At 71.7% G+C, this 14,553-nt stretch carries 9 protein-coding genes; 4 read left to right on the top strand and 5 right to left on the bottom strand.

Annotated features, from left to right (window positions below; translation table 11 throughout):
• Nucleotides 1–18: 18 nt before the first annotated feature.
• Both ACIBQ1_RS39060 and ACIBQ1_RS39055 read right to left on the bottom strand, forming a co-directional pair.
• A complete protein-coding gene (locus ACIBQ1_RS39060) occupies nt 19–2,040 on the bottom strand; it encodes a S8 family serine peptidase (protein WP_397284899.1) in 2,022 nt (673 codons plus the stop codon).
• 168 nt (nt 2,041–2,208) lie between these two features.
• On the bottom strand, nt 2,209–3,828 hold the full coding sequence (locus ACIBQ1_RS39055) for a phospholipase A2 (protein ID WP_397284898.1): 1,620 nt from the start codon (nt 3,826–3,828) through the stop codon (nt 2,209–2,211).
• Nucleotides 3,829–4,771: 943 nt separating this feature from the next.
• On the opposite strand from ACIBQ1_RS39055, the gene ACIBQ1_RS39050 reads away from it, so the two are divergent.
• The 4 genes from ACIBQ1_RS39050 (at nt 4,772) to ACIBQ1_RS39035 (ending at nt 9,647) form a co-directional block, all read left to right on the top strand.
• Nucleotides 4,772–5,272 (top strand): MarR family winged helix-turn-helix transcriptional regulator, encoded by a 501-nt coding sequence (locus tag ACIBQ1_RS39050; protein WP_397284896.1) that lies wholly within the window; start codon nt 4,772–4,774, stop codon nt 5,270–5,272.
• Nucleotides 5,263–6,501 (top strand): MFS transporter, encoded by a 1,239-nt coding sequence (locus tag ACIBQ1_RS39045; RefSeq protein ID WP_397284894.1) that lies wholly within the window; start codon nt 5,263–5,265, stop codon nt 6,499–6,501. The genes ACIBQ1_RS39050 and ACIBQ1_RS39045 overlap by 10 nt, the downstream gene beginning before the upstream one ends.
• A gap of 123 nt (nt 6,502–6,624) precedes the next feature.
• A complete protein-coding gene (locus ACIBQ1_RS39040; protein WP_397284892.1) occupies nt 6,625–8,145 on the top strand; it encodes a protein kinase in 1,521 nt (506 codons plus the stop codon).
• Entirely contained in the window at nt 8,145–9,647 is a 1,503-nt protein-coding gene (locus ACIBQ1_RS39035; RefSeq protein WP_397284890.1) for a protein kinase, read from the top strand. Before ACIBQ1_RS39040 ends, ACIBQ1_RS39035 begins: the two co-directional genes overlap by 1 nt.
• Here the strand turns inward: ACIBQ1_RS39035 and ACIBQ1_RS39030 are convergent.
• From ACIBQ1_RS39030 to ACIBQ1_RS39020, 3 genes are read right to left on the bottom strand one after another with little or no spacing between them, the layout of a single operon-like run.
• Nucleotides 9,622–11,493 carry an ABC transporter ATP-binding protein gene (locus tag ACIBQ1_RS39030; RefSeq protein WP_397284888.1) on the bottom strand — a complete coding sequence of 624 codons (1,872 nt, stop codon included), beginning with the start codon at nt 11,491–11,493 and terminating at the stop codon, nt 9,622–9,624. The two genes, ACIBQ1_RS39035 and ACIBQ1_RS39030, sit on opposite strands and share 26 nt — an antisense overlap.
• Nucleotides 11,486–13,297 carry an ABC transporter ATP-binding protein gene (locus ACIBQ1_RS39025; RefSeq protein WP_397284886.1) on the bottom strand — a complete coding sequence of 604 codons (1,812 nt, stop codon included), beginning with the start codon at nt 13,295–13,297 and terminating at the stop codon, nt 11,486–11,488. The genes ACIBQ1_RS39030 and ACIBQ1_RS39025 overlap by 8 nt, the downstream gene beginning before the upstream one ends.
• Nucleotides 13,294–14,460, bottom strand: coding sequence for a lanthionine synthetase LanC family protein (locus ACIBQ1_RS39020; RefSeq protein ID WP_397284884.1), 1,167 nt, complete (start codon nt 14,458–14,460; stop codon nt 13,294–13,296). Before ACIBQ1_RS39020 ends, ACIBQ1_RS39025 begins: the two co-directional genes overlap by 4 nt.
• Nucleotides 14,461–14,553 lie beyond the last annotated feature (93 nt).

Below are 14,553 nucleotides of genomic sequence, written 5' to 3'. Positions count from 1 at the left end.
CCGAGCCGCCGCGGCTGTTCAGAGCGTCAGGGTCCATCCGTTGATGTAGCCCTTGTCGCCGGATGCGACGTCCTCGACGCGGAGTTTCCAGCTGCCGCTGGCCGGTGAGGTGCTGGCGTTGACGTGATAGGTCTCGTTCAGGACGTCGGCGTCGTCCTTCGGTGCCGGGGCCCGTAACGGATAGACCTTGCCGTCCGGGGCGACCAGGTCGAGCTTCAGGTCACCGCGCCAGGTGTGGTTGATCTCGACGTAGACGGTCACGTTGGAGGGGGCCTTGCCGGAGATCCAGCCGACCACGATCTGGGAGTCCGTGCTGCCGGGGTCGGGGATGGGGATGTCGTCCCAGGCGCCGAAGCAGGGCAGCCTGATGGTCCAGCTGTCGATGTAGCCGGTGTCGAGCCATTCGACGTCCTGGGCGCGCAGCTTCCACGTGCCCTTCACCGGGGAGGCGCTGGCGTTGACGGTGTAGGTCTCGTGGATGATGTCGGCGCTGTCGTTGGGGTCCGGCGACCGCAGCGGGTAGACCTTGCCGTCGGGGGCGATCAGGTCGGCCTTCACCTCGCCGCGCCAGGTGTGGTGGATGTCGATGTAGACCTCGATGGAGGCGGGCGCGCTGCCGATGAGGTCGTTCACCACGATCTTCGATTCCACGTAGCCGTGGTCGGGGATGGCGTAGTCGGTCCCGTTGGTGTAGTTGGGCAGCGGCCAGGGGTCGGCGTCGGGGTCCGGGCCGGGATTGGTGCCGCCGAGGACGGCGGTGTCGAGCTGGATGCGGGGGGTGGCGGCGCCGGTGTAGGTGATGGTCTTGCCGGTGGTCTTCAGGGTGGTCACGAGCGTGGAGACGGCGGTGTCGGGCTGGGCCTGGCGCAGCACGGCCAGGGCGCCCGTGACGTGCGGGGCGGCCATCGAGGTGCCGTTCATGGAGGCGTACTTGCCGCCGGGCACGGAGGAGACGATGTCGGTGCCCGGGGCGAACACGTCCAGCAGCGGGCCGCGGTTGCTGAAGGTGGAGGGGGTGTCCTGGTCGGTGGTGCTGCCGACGGCGATGGCCGAGGAGACGCAGGCGGGCGCGCTGATGGCGTCGCCGTAGCCGTTGTTGCCGGCGGCGATGACGGTGGCCACGCCGGCCGCCAGGAGGGCGTCGATGGCGGGTTTGCGGGGGTCGTCGTCGCAGGCGGCGCTGTAGCGGCCGCTGCCGAGGCTGAGGTTGGCGGCCACGATGGGGGTGCCGGCCTCCTGCATCTCCAGGACCTTCTCCAGGCCGGCGATCTGGGCGCTGGTGAAGCTGAGCACGCAGGGGGCCGCGCCGGCGCCGCAGAAGTCCTCGGAGGTGAACTTGCTGAAGACCTGGATGGCGACGAGTTCCGCGGCCGGGGCGACACCGGCGGGCGGGGCTCCGGTGACGCCTTGGCCGTTGCCGGCGGCGATGCCGGCCACGTGGGTGCCGTGGTCGCAGTCGAGGGCGGCGTCGGCGCAGGGTCCGGTGTCGGTGTCGGCGGCGCCGGGTCCCTCCTGCTCGGCGTTGCCGTCGGGGCACAGGCTGGTGGCCGAGTAGTCGGCGTCGATGGGGGAGAAGCAGGCCTCGTCGACGACGCGGCTGCCCAGGAAGGGGTGGTTGACGGCGACGCCGGTGTCCAGGACGGCGACGACGCTGCCGGCCCCGGTCATGCCCGCCGCGCGGGTGCGGTCCCCGCCGATCAGCGGGATGCTCTGGGCCAGCACCGGGGGCACGGGTTTGTCCTCGGTGACGCTGACCACGTTGGGGAGCTTGGACAGCCGGTCCACCGCCGCCGCGTCCACGCGCAGGGTGACCATGGGGAAGCGGGAGGAGGTCTGCAGGACCTGGCCGTTGCTGGCGGCGTCGGGCAGGTCGGTCCGGGACTTGGTGATCACGTTCACCCTGAGCTTGCCGCCGGCGGCAAGCTTGGTGCGCAGCTCGGGCTCCACCGTCGGCGCGGCCGCGGTGGTCTGCTTGTCCGCGTTCGCGGTGGTCGCGGTGGTCTGCTTGTCCAAATTCGCCGTGGCCGCGTGGGCCGGCACGCTCACGAGCGTCGTAGCCGCCAATGCTGCGATGACGCAGGATAAAATCGGTATTTTCATGACATATCGCGCCCTTACGTGAAGAGTTCTATGGTGACGACGCCGACATGAGGGGGCGGCCGGACGGCCATCGATCCCGCCGTCCGGCCCATGGGTCACAGCGTTCGGTTACGTGGCGTTCGCGCCGTTCTTGGGGTTGCCCTTGACGCGGACGGCGGCGTAGTAGACGAGGGCGATCCGCTTGCAGGTCCCGCGTACCAGGATGAAGTAGCCGCCGCACACCTTGTCGCGCAGCGTGATGTAGAACCTGTTGTCCACGTCGGCCTTGCGGCTGCGGTCGAGGTAGTACTTGTACTTCTTGTACGTGTTGCCGATCAGCCCGTACCCGTAGTCGTGCGAGTCACAGGCCGGCCGGTAGTCGAAGCCGCTGGGGCGGTCCGGAGCCTGCGTGCAGTGGTCGTGGTTGATGCCCATGACCTTGAAGCCGCTGGCGGTTCGCTTCCAGCTCGGGCTGTGCCAGCCGTAGTGCGCCGCGTACGAGATGCAGCCGATCTTGGTCCACCACATCCAGTCCTTGGCCGTGGGGCAGTACTTCGGATAGGCCTGCGTGCCGTCGATGCCGCCAGGGAGGAAGTCACCCGGCGGCGGCTCCGGGGTCACGGGGCTGGGGATCCCGCCCGACCCCTCGATCGGCGTGTCGGCGGTCGGCCGGTCGGAGGCGGTGGAGGTCACCTGGGGGACCGCGCTGCCCGCCGGGAAGCTCAGCTGCCACGCGCCGTTGCTGCTCGAGTCGATCGACGTCAGGCGGCCGATCTCGTCGTAGGCGTAGGTCGCCTGGGTGGTGCCGTCGCTGGGGTCGGTCACCGTGCGCAGCAGGCCGGACAGGTCGTACGCGTAACGGGCCGCCGTCTGCGGCGCCTCGGTGCCGAGGGTGACCGTGATCTCCTTGAGGCGGCCCGTGAAGTCGCCGAGGGAGGAGGTGCCAGCCGTGGTCGAGGTGGCGTAGGTGAACGCGAGGGTGGTCTCGGGGACCTCGGCGCCCGCTGCTTCCTTGATGGTGCTGATGCGGCCCTGGGTGTCGTAGCCGACCGTCGACTTGCCGTACGCGGTGGTGCCGACGCTGGTCACCCGCCAGGTGTCGGTGCTCTGCAGGCCCGCCGGCTGCGCCCAGGTGTAGGTGAACTTGAGGTCGGCCGCGCTGACGGGATTGCCGCTCGCGTCGGTGAAGGTGTCGTCGCCCGTGTCCTGGGTGCCCGGCTCCACCGCGATCGCCTCGGACATCGTGGTACGCATCGCCCCGGCGGTGGCGTCCCACTTGGTGGTTTCGGTGATCTTGGCCCCGGTGGCGTCCTCGTAGGTGTTGATACCGCCGCCGCCGGGCAGCGAGACGCTGCTCTTCAAGTCGTAGCGGGTCGAACCCCCCTCCTCCAGGTCGGTGATGACGATGGCGCCGCTCTGGACTTCCAGCTTCCGGTTGATCGACCCGCCGAGGAACTCCCCTTGCCAGCCGGGCCCGAAGACGGCCAGCTCGGGACGGGTGGCGGGGGCCGACTGCGGCCGGGCCAGATCGCCGCCGGCGCCGGCCACGCCGTGCCGGCGGCCGATCGCGGCGAAGGACACGTCCGTTTCGGCGATCTTGAAGGTGGAGGAGTCGGAGGAGTACTGACCGGGGCCGACCTCCTGAACGTCGGCCAGGGGCGGTTCCTCGACGGCGGAGGCCGAGGCCTCGGGAGAGAGCAGGGGGATGAGCACCGCCGCAAGGGCGACGGCGGTCGTTAATCGGCGCAAGGGGGCCTCCCGAGTACGGGGGTGAGTGATTAGATCACATGGACATTAGATGATCGAAATTCGCTCGACAAGGGGCTGGACAGGCGTTCAGATCGGTGTTCAAATCGCGTTCGGAGTCACGCCTTCCGCGTCCTTCAGCAGGCGACCACGGGTTCGACGTCCCGCCTTTTCGTGAGCCGCGTTTGTTCACATCGTTCCAGGTCAGACGGGCTGATCTGGCGAATTTATGGCGCACTTATCTGCTATCTGACAGAAAGATCAGGAGTAGCCTCCGCATTTATATGGTCGAAATGTAGTGGCTTTATGGCGGTCGCGTCGATCATCGTTGTCGACGTTGTGGCCCGGGATTCGGGGCGCGTTTCAACGCGGGGCCGGTGGGTGTTCCGGCCGGCGAATGGACGGCGTCCGCGAGCGTCGCGGGGGCGGGCCCGCCACGCCTTCTCCGGGAGGGCGACTCGGCGATGGCGCCTTGCTTCTTCCCGGTCCACCCGCGCAGCGCGGACGCGTCGTGGCCGGGAGCCCTGGATGCGCTGGACGTCCTTCTGTGGAACCGGCCGCTGTGGTGGTCCTGTAGCGGATATGTAGCTCCTGATCCGAATGTCGTTCGGAGAGCAGTCGCTGTAAGGAGGCGAGAAAAGTGGCCAAGAGTGCCCTCTGCATCGCCGTGGTGATGTTGGCCGGCGCCGTCACCCTGCGGGAGAGCATCGAGCTGTACCTGTCCCGACGGCGTCGTTCGCCCCGGGCCGCACCGGTGCACATGTCGCCCTGCTGTGGTCCGTCCCGGCTCGGCCGGTTCGGCGGTGGGCCGATCGACCCCCACGGCAGGACGGCGCGTCTCCGGCGAGGCCGGCCCGCCCGGTGCGCGTGCGAACGTGCGCGCCGGAGCGGCTGACGCCGTCCAGAATCGTAACAGCACTTATATAAGTGCTGTTACGATTTGCTCATGCCTGATCCCCATGAGCTCGACCCCACCCAGCAGAGCCTCTGGCGCCCTCTGCGGCTCCTTCAGGCGTCGATGGACGCCGACATCGCCCGCGTCTACACCGACGCCCGGATCGACGGGCTCAAGCCGAGCTACGTGCTGGAGCTGCTCCGGCTGCACGCCCGCGGCCCGATGACCATCACCGAACTGGCCGAGTCGGTCAACCGGACGCATTCGGCGCTCAGCCAGAAGGTGGCCGCGATGCGCGAGGCCGGCTGGGTCGAGACCGTCGAGGGCAGAGACGCGCGCAGCAAGAAGGTGACGCTCACCGACAACGCCCGCGCCGTCATCGGCCGCCTGGCGGCGGAGTGGCGGGCCACCGAGGCCGCCGCCGCCGAACTCGAAGCCGAGATCCCCTATCCGCTCTCCCGGGTCGTCACCGACATCGAGCGGGCCCTCGAACGCAAGAGCTTCCACGACCGGATCGCGGAGAAACTGGCGCGGGACCCCGAATGGGGCTGAGGCACACGCTGCTCGATGTGACCCCGCTCCGGTCGTCGCCGCAGTTCCGGCGGTTATGGATCGGTCAGGCGCTGTCCGGTTTCGGCAGCCAGATGACGCTCGTCGCGGTGATGTTCCAGATCTGGCAGATGACCGGCAGCACCGCGTGGACCGGCGCCGTCGGCCTGGCGCAGGCGATCCCGCTGGTCGTGCTCGGGCTGCTCGCCGGCTCGGTCGTCGACCGCGTGGACCGCCGGAGGCTCTGCCTGATCACGGCCGCCGGGCAGGCCGGGTGCTCGCTCCTCCTCGCCGTTCAGGGCTTCGCCGGGCATCTCCCGCCCGCCGGGATCCTGGGGCTGGTGGTCGCGCACTCCTGCTTCGGCGCCGTCGGGGGCCCGGCCTCGCGTACCTTCATCGCGCACCTGCTGCCCAAGCACCAGGTGGCCGCCGGGCTGGCGCTGAACCGCATCTCCTTCGGGGGCGCCATGCTGATGGGACCCGCGCTGGGCGGGCTGATCGTGGGCGGGCTCGGCGTCGGCGGCTGCTACCTGATCGACGCGCTCACCTTCGCCGCCGCGCTCTACGCGGTGTTCGGACTGCCCCCGATGAGCCCCGAGGGCGAGCCCGCCCGCCCCGGCCTGCGCGGCGTGCTGGACGGCCTGGCCTTCCTGGCCCGCGCTCCCGCCGTCCGCGGAGCCCTGGTCACCGACCTGGCCGCCACCGTGCTGTCGATGCCGGTCAGCCTGTTCCCCCTGGTCAACGCGGAGCGGTTCGGCGGCGACCCGCGCACTCTCGGGCTGTTCCTGACGGCCATGGCCGTCGGTGGCGTCGTGGCCTCCGTCTTCTCCGGGACCTTCACCCGGCTTCCCCGGCCCGGCCTGGTCATGCTCGCCGGATCCGCCACCTGGGGCGCGGCGCTCGCGCTGTTCGGCCTGTCGGCCGACCCCTGGGCCGGGCTGGCCTTCCTCGCCCTGGCCGGCGCCGCCGACACCGTGGCCGTGGTGTCCCGGAGCACGATCGTCCAGCTGCACACCCCGAACGAACTGCTCGGCCGGGTCGGCGCCGCCGAACAGATCGTCGGGCAGGCCGGCCCCGACCTCGGCAACCTGCGCGGCGGCCTCGTCGCGGACGCCACCTCGGGCGCGGCGGCCCTGATCAGCGGCGGCCTGCTCTGCCTCGGCGCCGTCGCCGTGGTGGCCGCGACCACCCCGGACCTGCGCCGCTCCGCCACGGAGCCCGCCGGCACCTAGGACGGGCGCTGTCTCCCGCCCATAGCTGAGGTGTGAAACGCCCGGGTTTACGCGACTGGCTCACTAGATCTGACTTTTCCCGCTATGGTGCCGAAGATCCCCTAAAGTCGTCACGGGAGTCCCATGCCGCGCGCCGAGCCTCTACGGGAGGGCGATCCCACCGCCGTGGGGCCCTACCGGCTGTTCGGGCGGCTGGGCGCGGGCGGCCAGGGAGTCGTCTATCTCAGCCAGGGGCCGGACGGCCGGCCGGTCGCGGTCAAGGTGCTGCGCGAGGGGCTCGCCGACGAGCGGTTCGCCAAGGAGATCGACGCGGCGCGCCGGGTGGAGCCGTTCTGCATCGCTCAGGTGCTCGACGCCTCGCTGGGCGGGCGGCCGTACATCGTCACCGAGTACGTCGAGGGGCCCTCGCTCCAGCAGGCCGGGCGGCACTACGGCGCCGACCTGCAGCGGCTCGCGGTGGCGAGCGCGACCGCGCTGGCGGCCATCCATCAGGCGGGCGTCGTCCACCGCGACTTCAAGCCCGCCAACGTGCTGCTCGGGCAGGGCGGGCCCCGGGTGATCGACTTCGGCATCGCCCGGTCCGTCGAGGCGGGGGCCACGGCTACCGGCAGCATCGTGGGGACGCCCGCGTACATGGCACCGGAACAGCTCGCCGGCGAGCGGGTCGGGCCGGCGGCGGACGTGTTCGCGTGGGCGTCGGTGATCGTGTTCGCCGCCATCGGGGTGCCCCCGTTCGGCGAGGACTCGCTGCCCGCGGTGATCAACCGCATCCTGCACAACGAGCCGCAGGTCGGCGACCTGCCACAACCGTTGCGCACGATCGTCCTGGCGTGCCTGGCCAAGGACCCGGCCCGCCGGCCGACCATGCGGGACGTGCTGCTGCGGCTCCTGGGCGGACCGGCCCCCGTGCGTCCGGACGCGGTCGGCGGCGATGGACTGTCCGGCGGTCTGTCCGGCGGCCTGTCCACGGTTCCGGGACGGCGGCGGCGCGGGAGCAGGACGGCGGTCGTCGCGGTCTTCTCCAGCGTGGGGGCGCTGGCGGTCGCGGGCGCCGTCGCCTGGGCGGCCACGAACGTGCGGGCCCAGGGTACGCAGCCGAGCACGTTGCCGCTGGCGTTCACCTCCGCCGGGACGTCGGCCCCGGCCTCGACCCCGAGTTCGACCTCGACTCCGGCTGCGACGAAAACGCGTCAGCGTCCGAAAGGGAGCAAGAGTCCCTCTCCGGCGGTGTCGGTGGCCACGACCAGGCCGACCGTGAAGAAGACCGTGCAACCGACGCAGCCCGCGCCCAGACGGACCACCGCGTCGGCGAAGCCCTCGTCGGGCGGGGGCTCATTCCGGGTGGTGTGGATCCGGGCCATGGGCGCCAGGAAGGCCAACACCCAGGACTGCCAGATCGGCCAGACCAACACCTTCGGCCTGGTCGAGGGAACCAAGCTGAGCACCAGGTTCAACTACGAGTGGATCCTGGACGGACGGGTGGTGGAGCGCTCTGAGTCCGTCATCGCCGAGTCCCACACCATGCAGGTCGTCGGCCCGCTCGTGAAGTCGAACGGCGCGCACCGGATCACCCTGCGCGTCACCTCGCCCGCGACCGCGTCGAAAGCGCTCTCGTTCACCATCTGTCCGGTCGGGACCGAGTGATGAACCCGCTCCTGCCGGAGGATCCCCCGGCCGTGGGGCCGTACCGGCTGTTCGGGCGGCTGGGCGTGGGCGGTCAGGGCGTGGTCTACCTGGGCCAGGCTCCAGACGGGCGGCGGGTCGCGGTGAAGGTGCTGGTGGACGGCCTGGCCGATGACCATCGCTTCGCCAAGGAGATCGACGCGGCGCGCCGGGTGGAGCCGTTCTGCATCGCTCAGGTGCTCGACGCCTCGCTGGGCGGGCGGCCGTACATCGTCACCGAGTACGTCGAGGGGCCCTCGCTCCAGCAGGCCGGGCGGCACTACGGCGCCGACCTGCAGCGGCTCGCGGTGGCGACCGCGACCGCGCTGGCGGCCATCCACCGGGCCGGGGTGGTGCACCGCGACTTCAAACCCGCCAACGTGCTGCTGGGCAGGGACGGGCCGCGCGTCATCGACTTCGGCATCGCCCGCGCGGCCGGCCATTCGCTGACCGTGACGAGCAGCATCGTCGGGACGCCCGCGTACATGGCGCCCGAGCAGCTCGCGGGCGCGCCGCTGGGTCCCGCGGTGGACGTGTTCGCGTGGGCGTCGGTGATCGTGTTCGCCGCGACGGGACACCCGCCGTTCGGCAACGACTCGCTGCCCGCGGTGATCCGCCGCATCCTGCACGACGAGCCGTACCTGGGGGACCTGCCGGGTCCGCTGCGCTCGATCGTGTTGGCCTGCCTGGCCAAGGACCCCGCCGCCCGGCCCGCCATGCAGGACGTCCTGCTCCGGCTCATCGGCGCCCCGCCCACCGGCCTGCCCACCGGTCCGGCGGGCGACGTCGCGAGCCGGCGGGACCGTACCGTGGCGAGCCGCCCGCGCGGGAAGGCGCTGCTGGCGGGCGCGGGGGCGCTGGCGGTGGCCGGGGCCCTGGTGGCCGGGGCGATCGTCTGGATGCCCGCACCGGCGACGACGGCCGCGCCGAACCAGGCGGCGACACCCGAGCCCACCGCCTCGGGCGCGGGACAGGGCGCCACCGGCTCACCCAGCGCACCGGCCGGCAAACCGGCCAAGACGCCCAGTAGGTCGCCCAATAAGCCGCCCAGCAAGACGCCTTCGAGGACACCCACCAAGAGACCCAGCGCGCGCCCCACCGGGACCGTCGGCTCGACCCCCACCGTCTCCCGCGCGCGGCCGACGGCCAAGGCCACGAAGACGGCCGCGCCGGCGGGAGCCGTACGCCTGGTGTCGCTGACGCTGGAGGGGCTGAAGACGGAGAAGGGCTGCTGGTCGCCCAGCCTCTTCCCCGTCGCCTCGATCAGCGGCCCGTCCGGCAGGCAGGTGGAGTACGGCTACCGCTGGGTGGTGGACGGCCAGGACGAGGGCTGGAAGACGGACTGGGTGACCGGCACGACCAAGAACCGGCGCAACCCCTTCGGCGCCTTCGAACCGGGCCGGCACACGATCGTCTTCCACCTGCTGACACCCTCGAAGGCCACCAGAAGCACGTCCTTCACGGTGTGCGAGCGCTACTCATAGCCGCGTCGTCGAAGTCCTGGTCGAGGGCGTCGGTCCAGGAAGGCTTCGTCTCCTCGTACCCCTTGGCGTGCAGCCGGTAGAGCGTGGCGTACAGGCCGTCCAGGGCCATGAGCTCCGCGTGGCCGCCCAGCTCGCGGATCGTGCCGCCGTCCAGGACCACGATGAGGTCGGCGGTGCGCACGGTCGCGAACCTGTGCGAGACGAAGACCGTGATCGTGCCGTTCTCCGTCTGGCTCGCGGCGATCTGGAAGCGGCGGAAGATCTCGTACTCGCTCGCCGGGTCGAGGCTGGCGGCCGGCTCGTCGAGGACGCGGAGGATCGGCGCGTCCCGCATGATCGACCGGGTCAGCGCGACCTTCTGCCACTGCCCGCCCGACAGGTCGGTGCCGCCGGGGAACGTGGGGCCGAGCTGCGTCCGCAGGCCCTGGGGGAGCAGGCCGGGGAGGGCGGAGGCGCCCGCGCGGTCGAGGGCGTCTCTTACGGCGGGCTCGTCGTCGATGCGGGGCAGGTCGCCGATGCCGGCCGACTCCTGCAGCAGGAACTCCAGGCGGCAGAAGTCCTGGAAGCAGGCCGTCACCCGGTCGCGCCAGGCCTGGACGTCGTAGCCGGCGAGGTCGGTCCCGCCGTACGCGATCCGGCCCGCGGTGGGGTCGTACAGCCGGCACAGCAGCTTGACCAGCGTCGTCTTCCCGGCGCCGTTCTCGCCCACGATGGCCACGGTACGGCCGGCGGGCAGCCGCAGCGACACGTCCCGCAACACCGGCCGGGCGGCGTCCGGATAGCTGAAGGAGACGTTCTCCAGGACGAGGTCGGCTCCGGCGGCAGGCGAGGGGGCGCCCGCCGCACGCGGCCGGATGCGGGCCCTGGCGTGGTCGTCCAGCCACAGGTAGTACCCCATGGCGCGCAGCGTCTTCTGCATCCAGGTGAGCATCTGGATCAGCCCGGAGACGCTGCCGGTCAGCTGGCCGCCCAGCGCGATGGTGAGGACGACGTCACCGGGGCTCGCCTGACCCCGCAGCGCCGCGGTGACGACGAGGTAGAGCGCGCCGGCGAAGCCCGCGCCGAAGATCAGCCATCCGACGGAGGTCCACCCGGCCGTGCGGACCTCCGCCTGCCGCCGGGGCCCGTCGACCTGCGCCCACAGGGTGCGGTGGCGGCCGGCGATCTCCTCCTGCAGGCCGAAGACCCGCAGTTCCTTGGCCGCGCCCGGAGAGCAGGCGGTCGTGAACAGCCCCTGCCGCAGCCGCTCCGGCGCCACGGTCGCCTCTTCGGCCCGTGCGGCGGCCTGCTCGCCGCGCCGCACGGCGAGCACCGTGGGGAGGGCCAGGAGCAGCAGGAGGAGGAACTCCGGGCGGACGCTCATCAGCAGCGCGACGGTGGAACCGAAGGCGACCATCGCCCGCAGGTTCTCCACCAGGGCCCCGAAGGCCGAGCCGAGCGAGGAGCGATGACTGCGGAGCAGTTCCAGCTGGTCCTGGTAGGGCGGGTACTCGTGGTGGTCCAGGTGCGGCAGGCCGCTGGTCATCGCCATGATGCGCTGGTCGAGCAGGAGCCCTACCCGCTGCTGGAGCCGGATGCGCAGGTCCGCGGCGAACGTCCCGGCGAGGTTGCCGACGACGATCGCGCCGACCAGCAAGATGGCCGCGCTCACCATCCCGGACGGATCGGCCTCGGCCGCGGAGTTCACCATGCGCTGCAGGCCGACCGCCGTCACGGCGGCGATCGCGCCGGTCACGGGCGCGAGTCCGAGCACGAGCGCCGCCCGGGGAGCGTCCGCCTTGAAGGCGGCGCCGACCAGCAGGGCGACGGCCCGGACCGCGACGCGCGGGGAGGTACGGTCAGACATGGCGGGCCTCCCTGAACGGCGCACTCTGCAGGGTGAACAGGTGGGCGTACTTCCCGCCGAGCGCCATCAGCTCCTCGTGCGAGCCGTACTCGATGACGTGGCCGTCCTCGATCACGCAGATCCGGTCCGCCAGCCGCACGGTGGCGAACCGGTGGGACACCAGGATCGTGGTGAGCCCACGGGTGATCTCAAGGAAGTGCTGGTAGATCTCGGCCTCGGCACGCACGTCGAGGTTGGCGGTCGGCTCGTCGAGGACGAGCACGCGGGCGCCGTGCTCGACCGCGAACAGCGCGCGGGCCAGCGCGACCCGCTGCCACTGGCCGCCCGACAGGTCGGTGCCGCCCTCGAACCTGCGGCTGAGCGGGGTGTCCCAGCCGGCCGTGAGCCGGGGCAGGAAGTCGTTGAGGCCGGCCAGCTTGGCGGCCCGGTCGAACGCGCCGTTGGAGCGGTCGGCGTCGACCCGGCCGAAGCCGACGTTGTCCCGCAAGGGCAGCTCGTAGCGGACGAAGTCCTGGAAGACGATCGCGAGCCGGCGGCGCCAGGCGTGGGGGTCGAGGGTGCGCAGGTCCACGCCGTCGATCGTGATCCGGCCGGCGACGGGGTCGTAGAGCCGGGCCAGCAGCTTGATCAAGGTGCTCTTGCCCGCGCCGTTCATCCCGACGATCGCCAGCGACGAGCCGGCCGGGATGCTCAGGTCCAGGCCCTTCAGGACCGGACGGTCGGGGTAGCCGAACCGTACGTCCTCGAACCGGATCTCCTGAGCGGGCAACCGCTCGTCCGGGGCGGTGGCGTCCGACCGGCTGTGCTCGGCCTCCACCCCGAGCCGGCCGACCGCCAGGGCGTGCGGCACGGTGGCGCCGGCCTGGGCCAGCATCCACTGGATGTCCCCGATCCAGCCCAGCGCGCCCATGCCGGCGATGGCCTGCAGGGCGACGGTGACCGACTCCACGTCGAAACGCCCGCCCGCCGTGGCGAAGACCAGGTAGCCGAGCACGGCGGCATGGGAGAGCGCGAGCAGGACAGGACCCGCCGCCCTGGTGAGCAGGTGGCCCGGCCCGGCCAGCGCGTCCATGCCGACGAGCCAGGCCCGGGTGAACCGTTCGTGCAGCCAGTCCTGGAAGCCGAAGACCCTGACCTCCTTGGCCGCGGCGTCGCCGATCGCGAGATCGCGGGCGTAGGCGGCCCGGCGCAGCGCGGGCATCGCGCCTTCCTCGGCATCCACTGCCTTCCTGACCTCGCTCAGCCGCCATCGCGACAGCGCGATCCAGGCGGCGGCCAGCGGCAGGGGCAGCCACCATTCGACGGTGGCGAGCAGGATCGCCGCGGCGATTCCGCTCAACCGGCTGGTCGCGAGCCTGGTGAGCGAAGTCACGGCGTCGCCGGGTGGATAGCCCGTCGCCAGCCCCTGCGCGAGCTGGATGCGGTCGGCGACGCCGGGATCGCTGAGATGACCGATGCCGACCGGCCGGAGTGCTCCTTCGAGGGTCGTCTGGCCGAGCGTCGCGTTGAGCCGGCGCGCCAGCTCGCCGGAGATCATCCCCGAGAGGGGCGTGATGGCCAGCCGCGCCACGAAGACGGCGACGAAGACGGCCAGGTGCAGCAGCGCGAGGTCCGTGCCACCGGCGCCGCCGGCCGCATGGCGTGCCACGTCTCCCACGACGGTGGCGCTGGCCAGCATGAATCCGCTGGTCAGCAGGGCCTGCAACAGCACGACGGCGGTCAGGGCGGCGGTCAGCACGAGTGAGACGCGCGGCAGGAGGCGGATCACCTCCAGCACGCCGCTCGCGCCGCGACCGCGGGTCATCTCAGCCCCAATGCGGCGAGCCATCGCCGGTCACCTCCGTTCCTCGTCAGCAGCGCGGACAGCACCCCGGGTGCCCCCTCCTGCAGTGACCAGCCGGTCTCCGCGAGCGCATGGGGGTCGCCGAGCCGGCTCATCAGATGGTCCGTGAGGTGATCTGCGAGCTTCGACGCCTCCGGCAGCCCGGCGAACCGGGCGAAGGCGTCGAACAGCAGCATCAGTCCGGCGGCCCCGTGGCACAGGCCCAGACCGTCCAGGTAGAGGTCGTCGTCGTACGCGGCCAGGAACGATCGCGCCGACTCGACGGCGAAGGCGCCCAGGTCTTTGTCGCCGAGCACGCGTGCGGTTTCCCACAGTGTCCAGGCGTTGCCGGGGCATCCGTAGCACCAGGCCTGCCGCCGGCCGGTTCCCCGGGGCGCGCGATGGCCGTCCGGCCGGGTCGTTCCGAACGGCCAGGTGATCACTCCTCTGCCGTCGACGTAGGATTCGGCCACCAGCCGGGCCCCGAGCCGTCGCAGCAGGTCGGTCAATTCTTCACTCAGCCCGTCGGCCTCGGCGGCGGCGCGCAGAGCGGTCACGATGCCGGGCAGCCCGTGGGCCAGCCCCAGATTGACGCGGCCGAAGTTCCAGCCGCGCAGCTTCTCGCCCTGGTACTGGCCCACCCGCAGCCCGGACAGTTCCTCGTCCGCGCAGAGCAGCGCCAGCCGGGCTGTCAGCGGTGCCCGGTCCGCGGCGTCGACACCGGGATCGGCGGCGAACGCCACCAGCACGCCTGCCGGGCCCACGATGAGGTCGTAGTCCTCCCACCCGACCTCTGCGGTCCGCCAGCGCGGGGCCGCCACGTACTCGATGAGCCTGGCCCGCTGTTTCGCCAGGGGCTCGTTCAGCCGCGTCCACGTCGTGGCGGCGATCCGCAGGCCGAACATCCTGGCCGCCGCGCCGCCGCCGAAAAGGCCAGGATGGTAGTGAGGGCTGCGGAAGTCGCGCAGCCACGTGGCCATGGCGCGGGCGGCGGCCGACTCGCCCGGCGGACGGTCCTGGCCGGCGACCAGCGTGGCCAGGATGGCCGGTCCGGAGTCACCTCCGTTGTGTGCCGGCTCGGCTGTCCTGGCGTATTCCTGAAGCAGTGTCTCCGCGACCGCCCGCACGGCGGCTCGCTCGAGCACGTGGGTCGATGTCACAACGATGCCCTTTCAGCGGATGCCGGCTCGGTGCGGCTCACCAAGGGCGCCCGCTTACCGGGGCGCCCTTGGTGATCG

Origin of the sequence: Nonomuraea sp. NPDC050153, from assembly GCF_044460125.1 — a bacterium.
Classification (GTDB): Bacteria; Actinomycetota; Actinomycetes; order Streptosporangiales; family Streptosporangiaceae; genus Nonomuraea.
Note: the sequence above shows the minus strand (reverse complement) of the source record. Positions and strands in the feature narration are given on the sequence as shown.

Coding starts and splice junctions, on each gene's coding strand:
- ACIBQ1_RS39050 (WP_397284896.1), top strand. CDS start 4,772: ATGCCTGATCCCCATGAGCTCGACCCCACCCAGCAGAGCCTCTGGCGC.
- ACIBQ1_RS39045 (WP_397284894.1), top strand. CDS start 5,263: ATGGGGCTGAGGCACACGCTGCTCGATGTGACCCCGCTCCGGTCGTCG.
- ACIBQ1_RS39040 (WP_397284892.1), top strand. CDS start 6,625: ATGCCGCGCGCCGAGCCTCTACGGGAGGGCGATCCCACCGCCGTGGGG.
- ACIBQ1_RS39035 (WP_397284890.1), top strand. CDS start 8,145: ATGAACCCGCTCCTGCCGGAGGATCCCCCGGCCGTGGGGCCGTACCGG.
- ACIBQ1_RS39030 (WP_397284888.1), bottom strand. CDS start 11,493: ATGTCTGACCGTACCTCCCCGCGCGTCGCGGTCCGGGCCGTCGCCCTG.
- ACIBQ1_RS39025 (WP_397284886.1), bottom strand. CDS start 13,297: ATGACCCGCGGTCGCGGCGCGAGCGGCGTGCTGGAGGTGATCCGCCTC.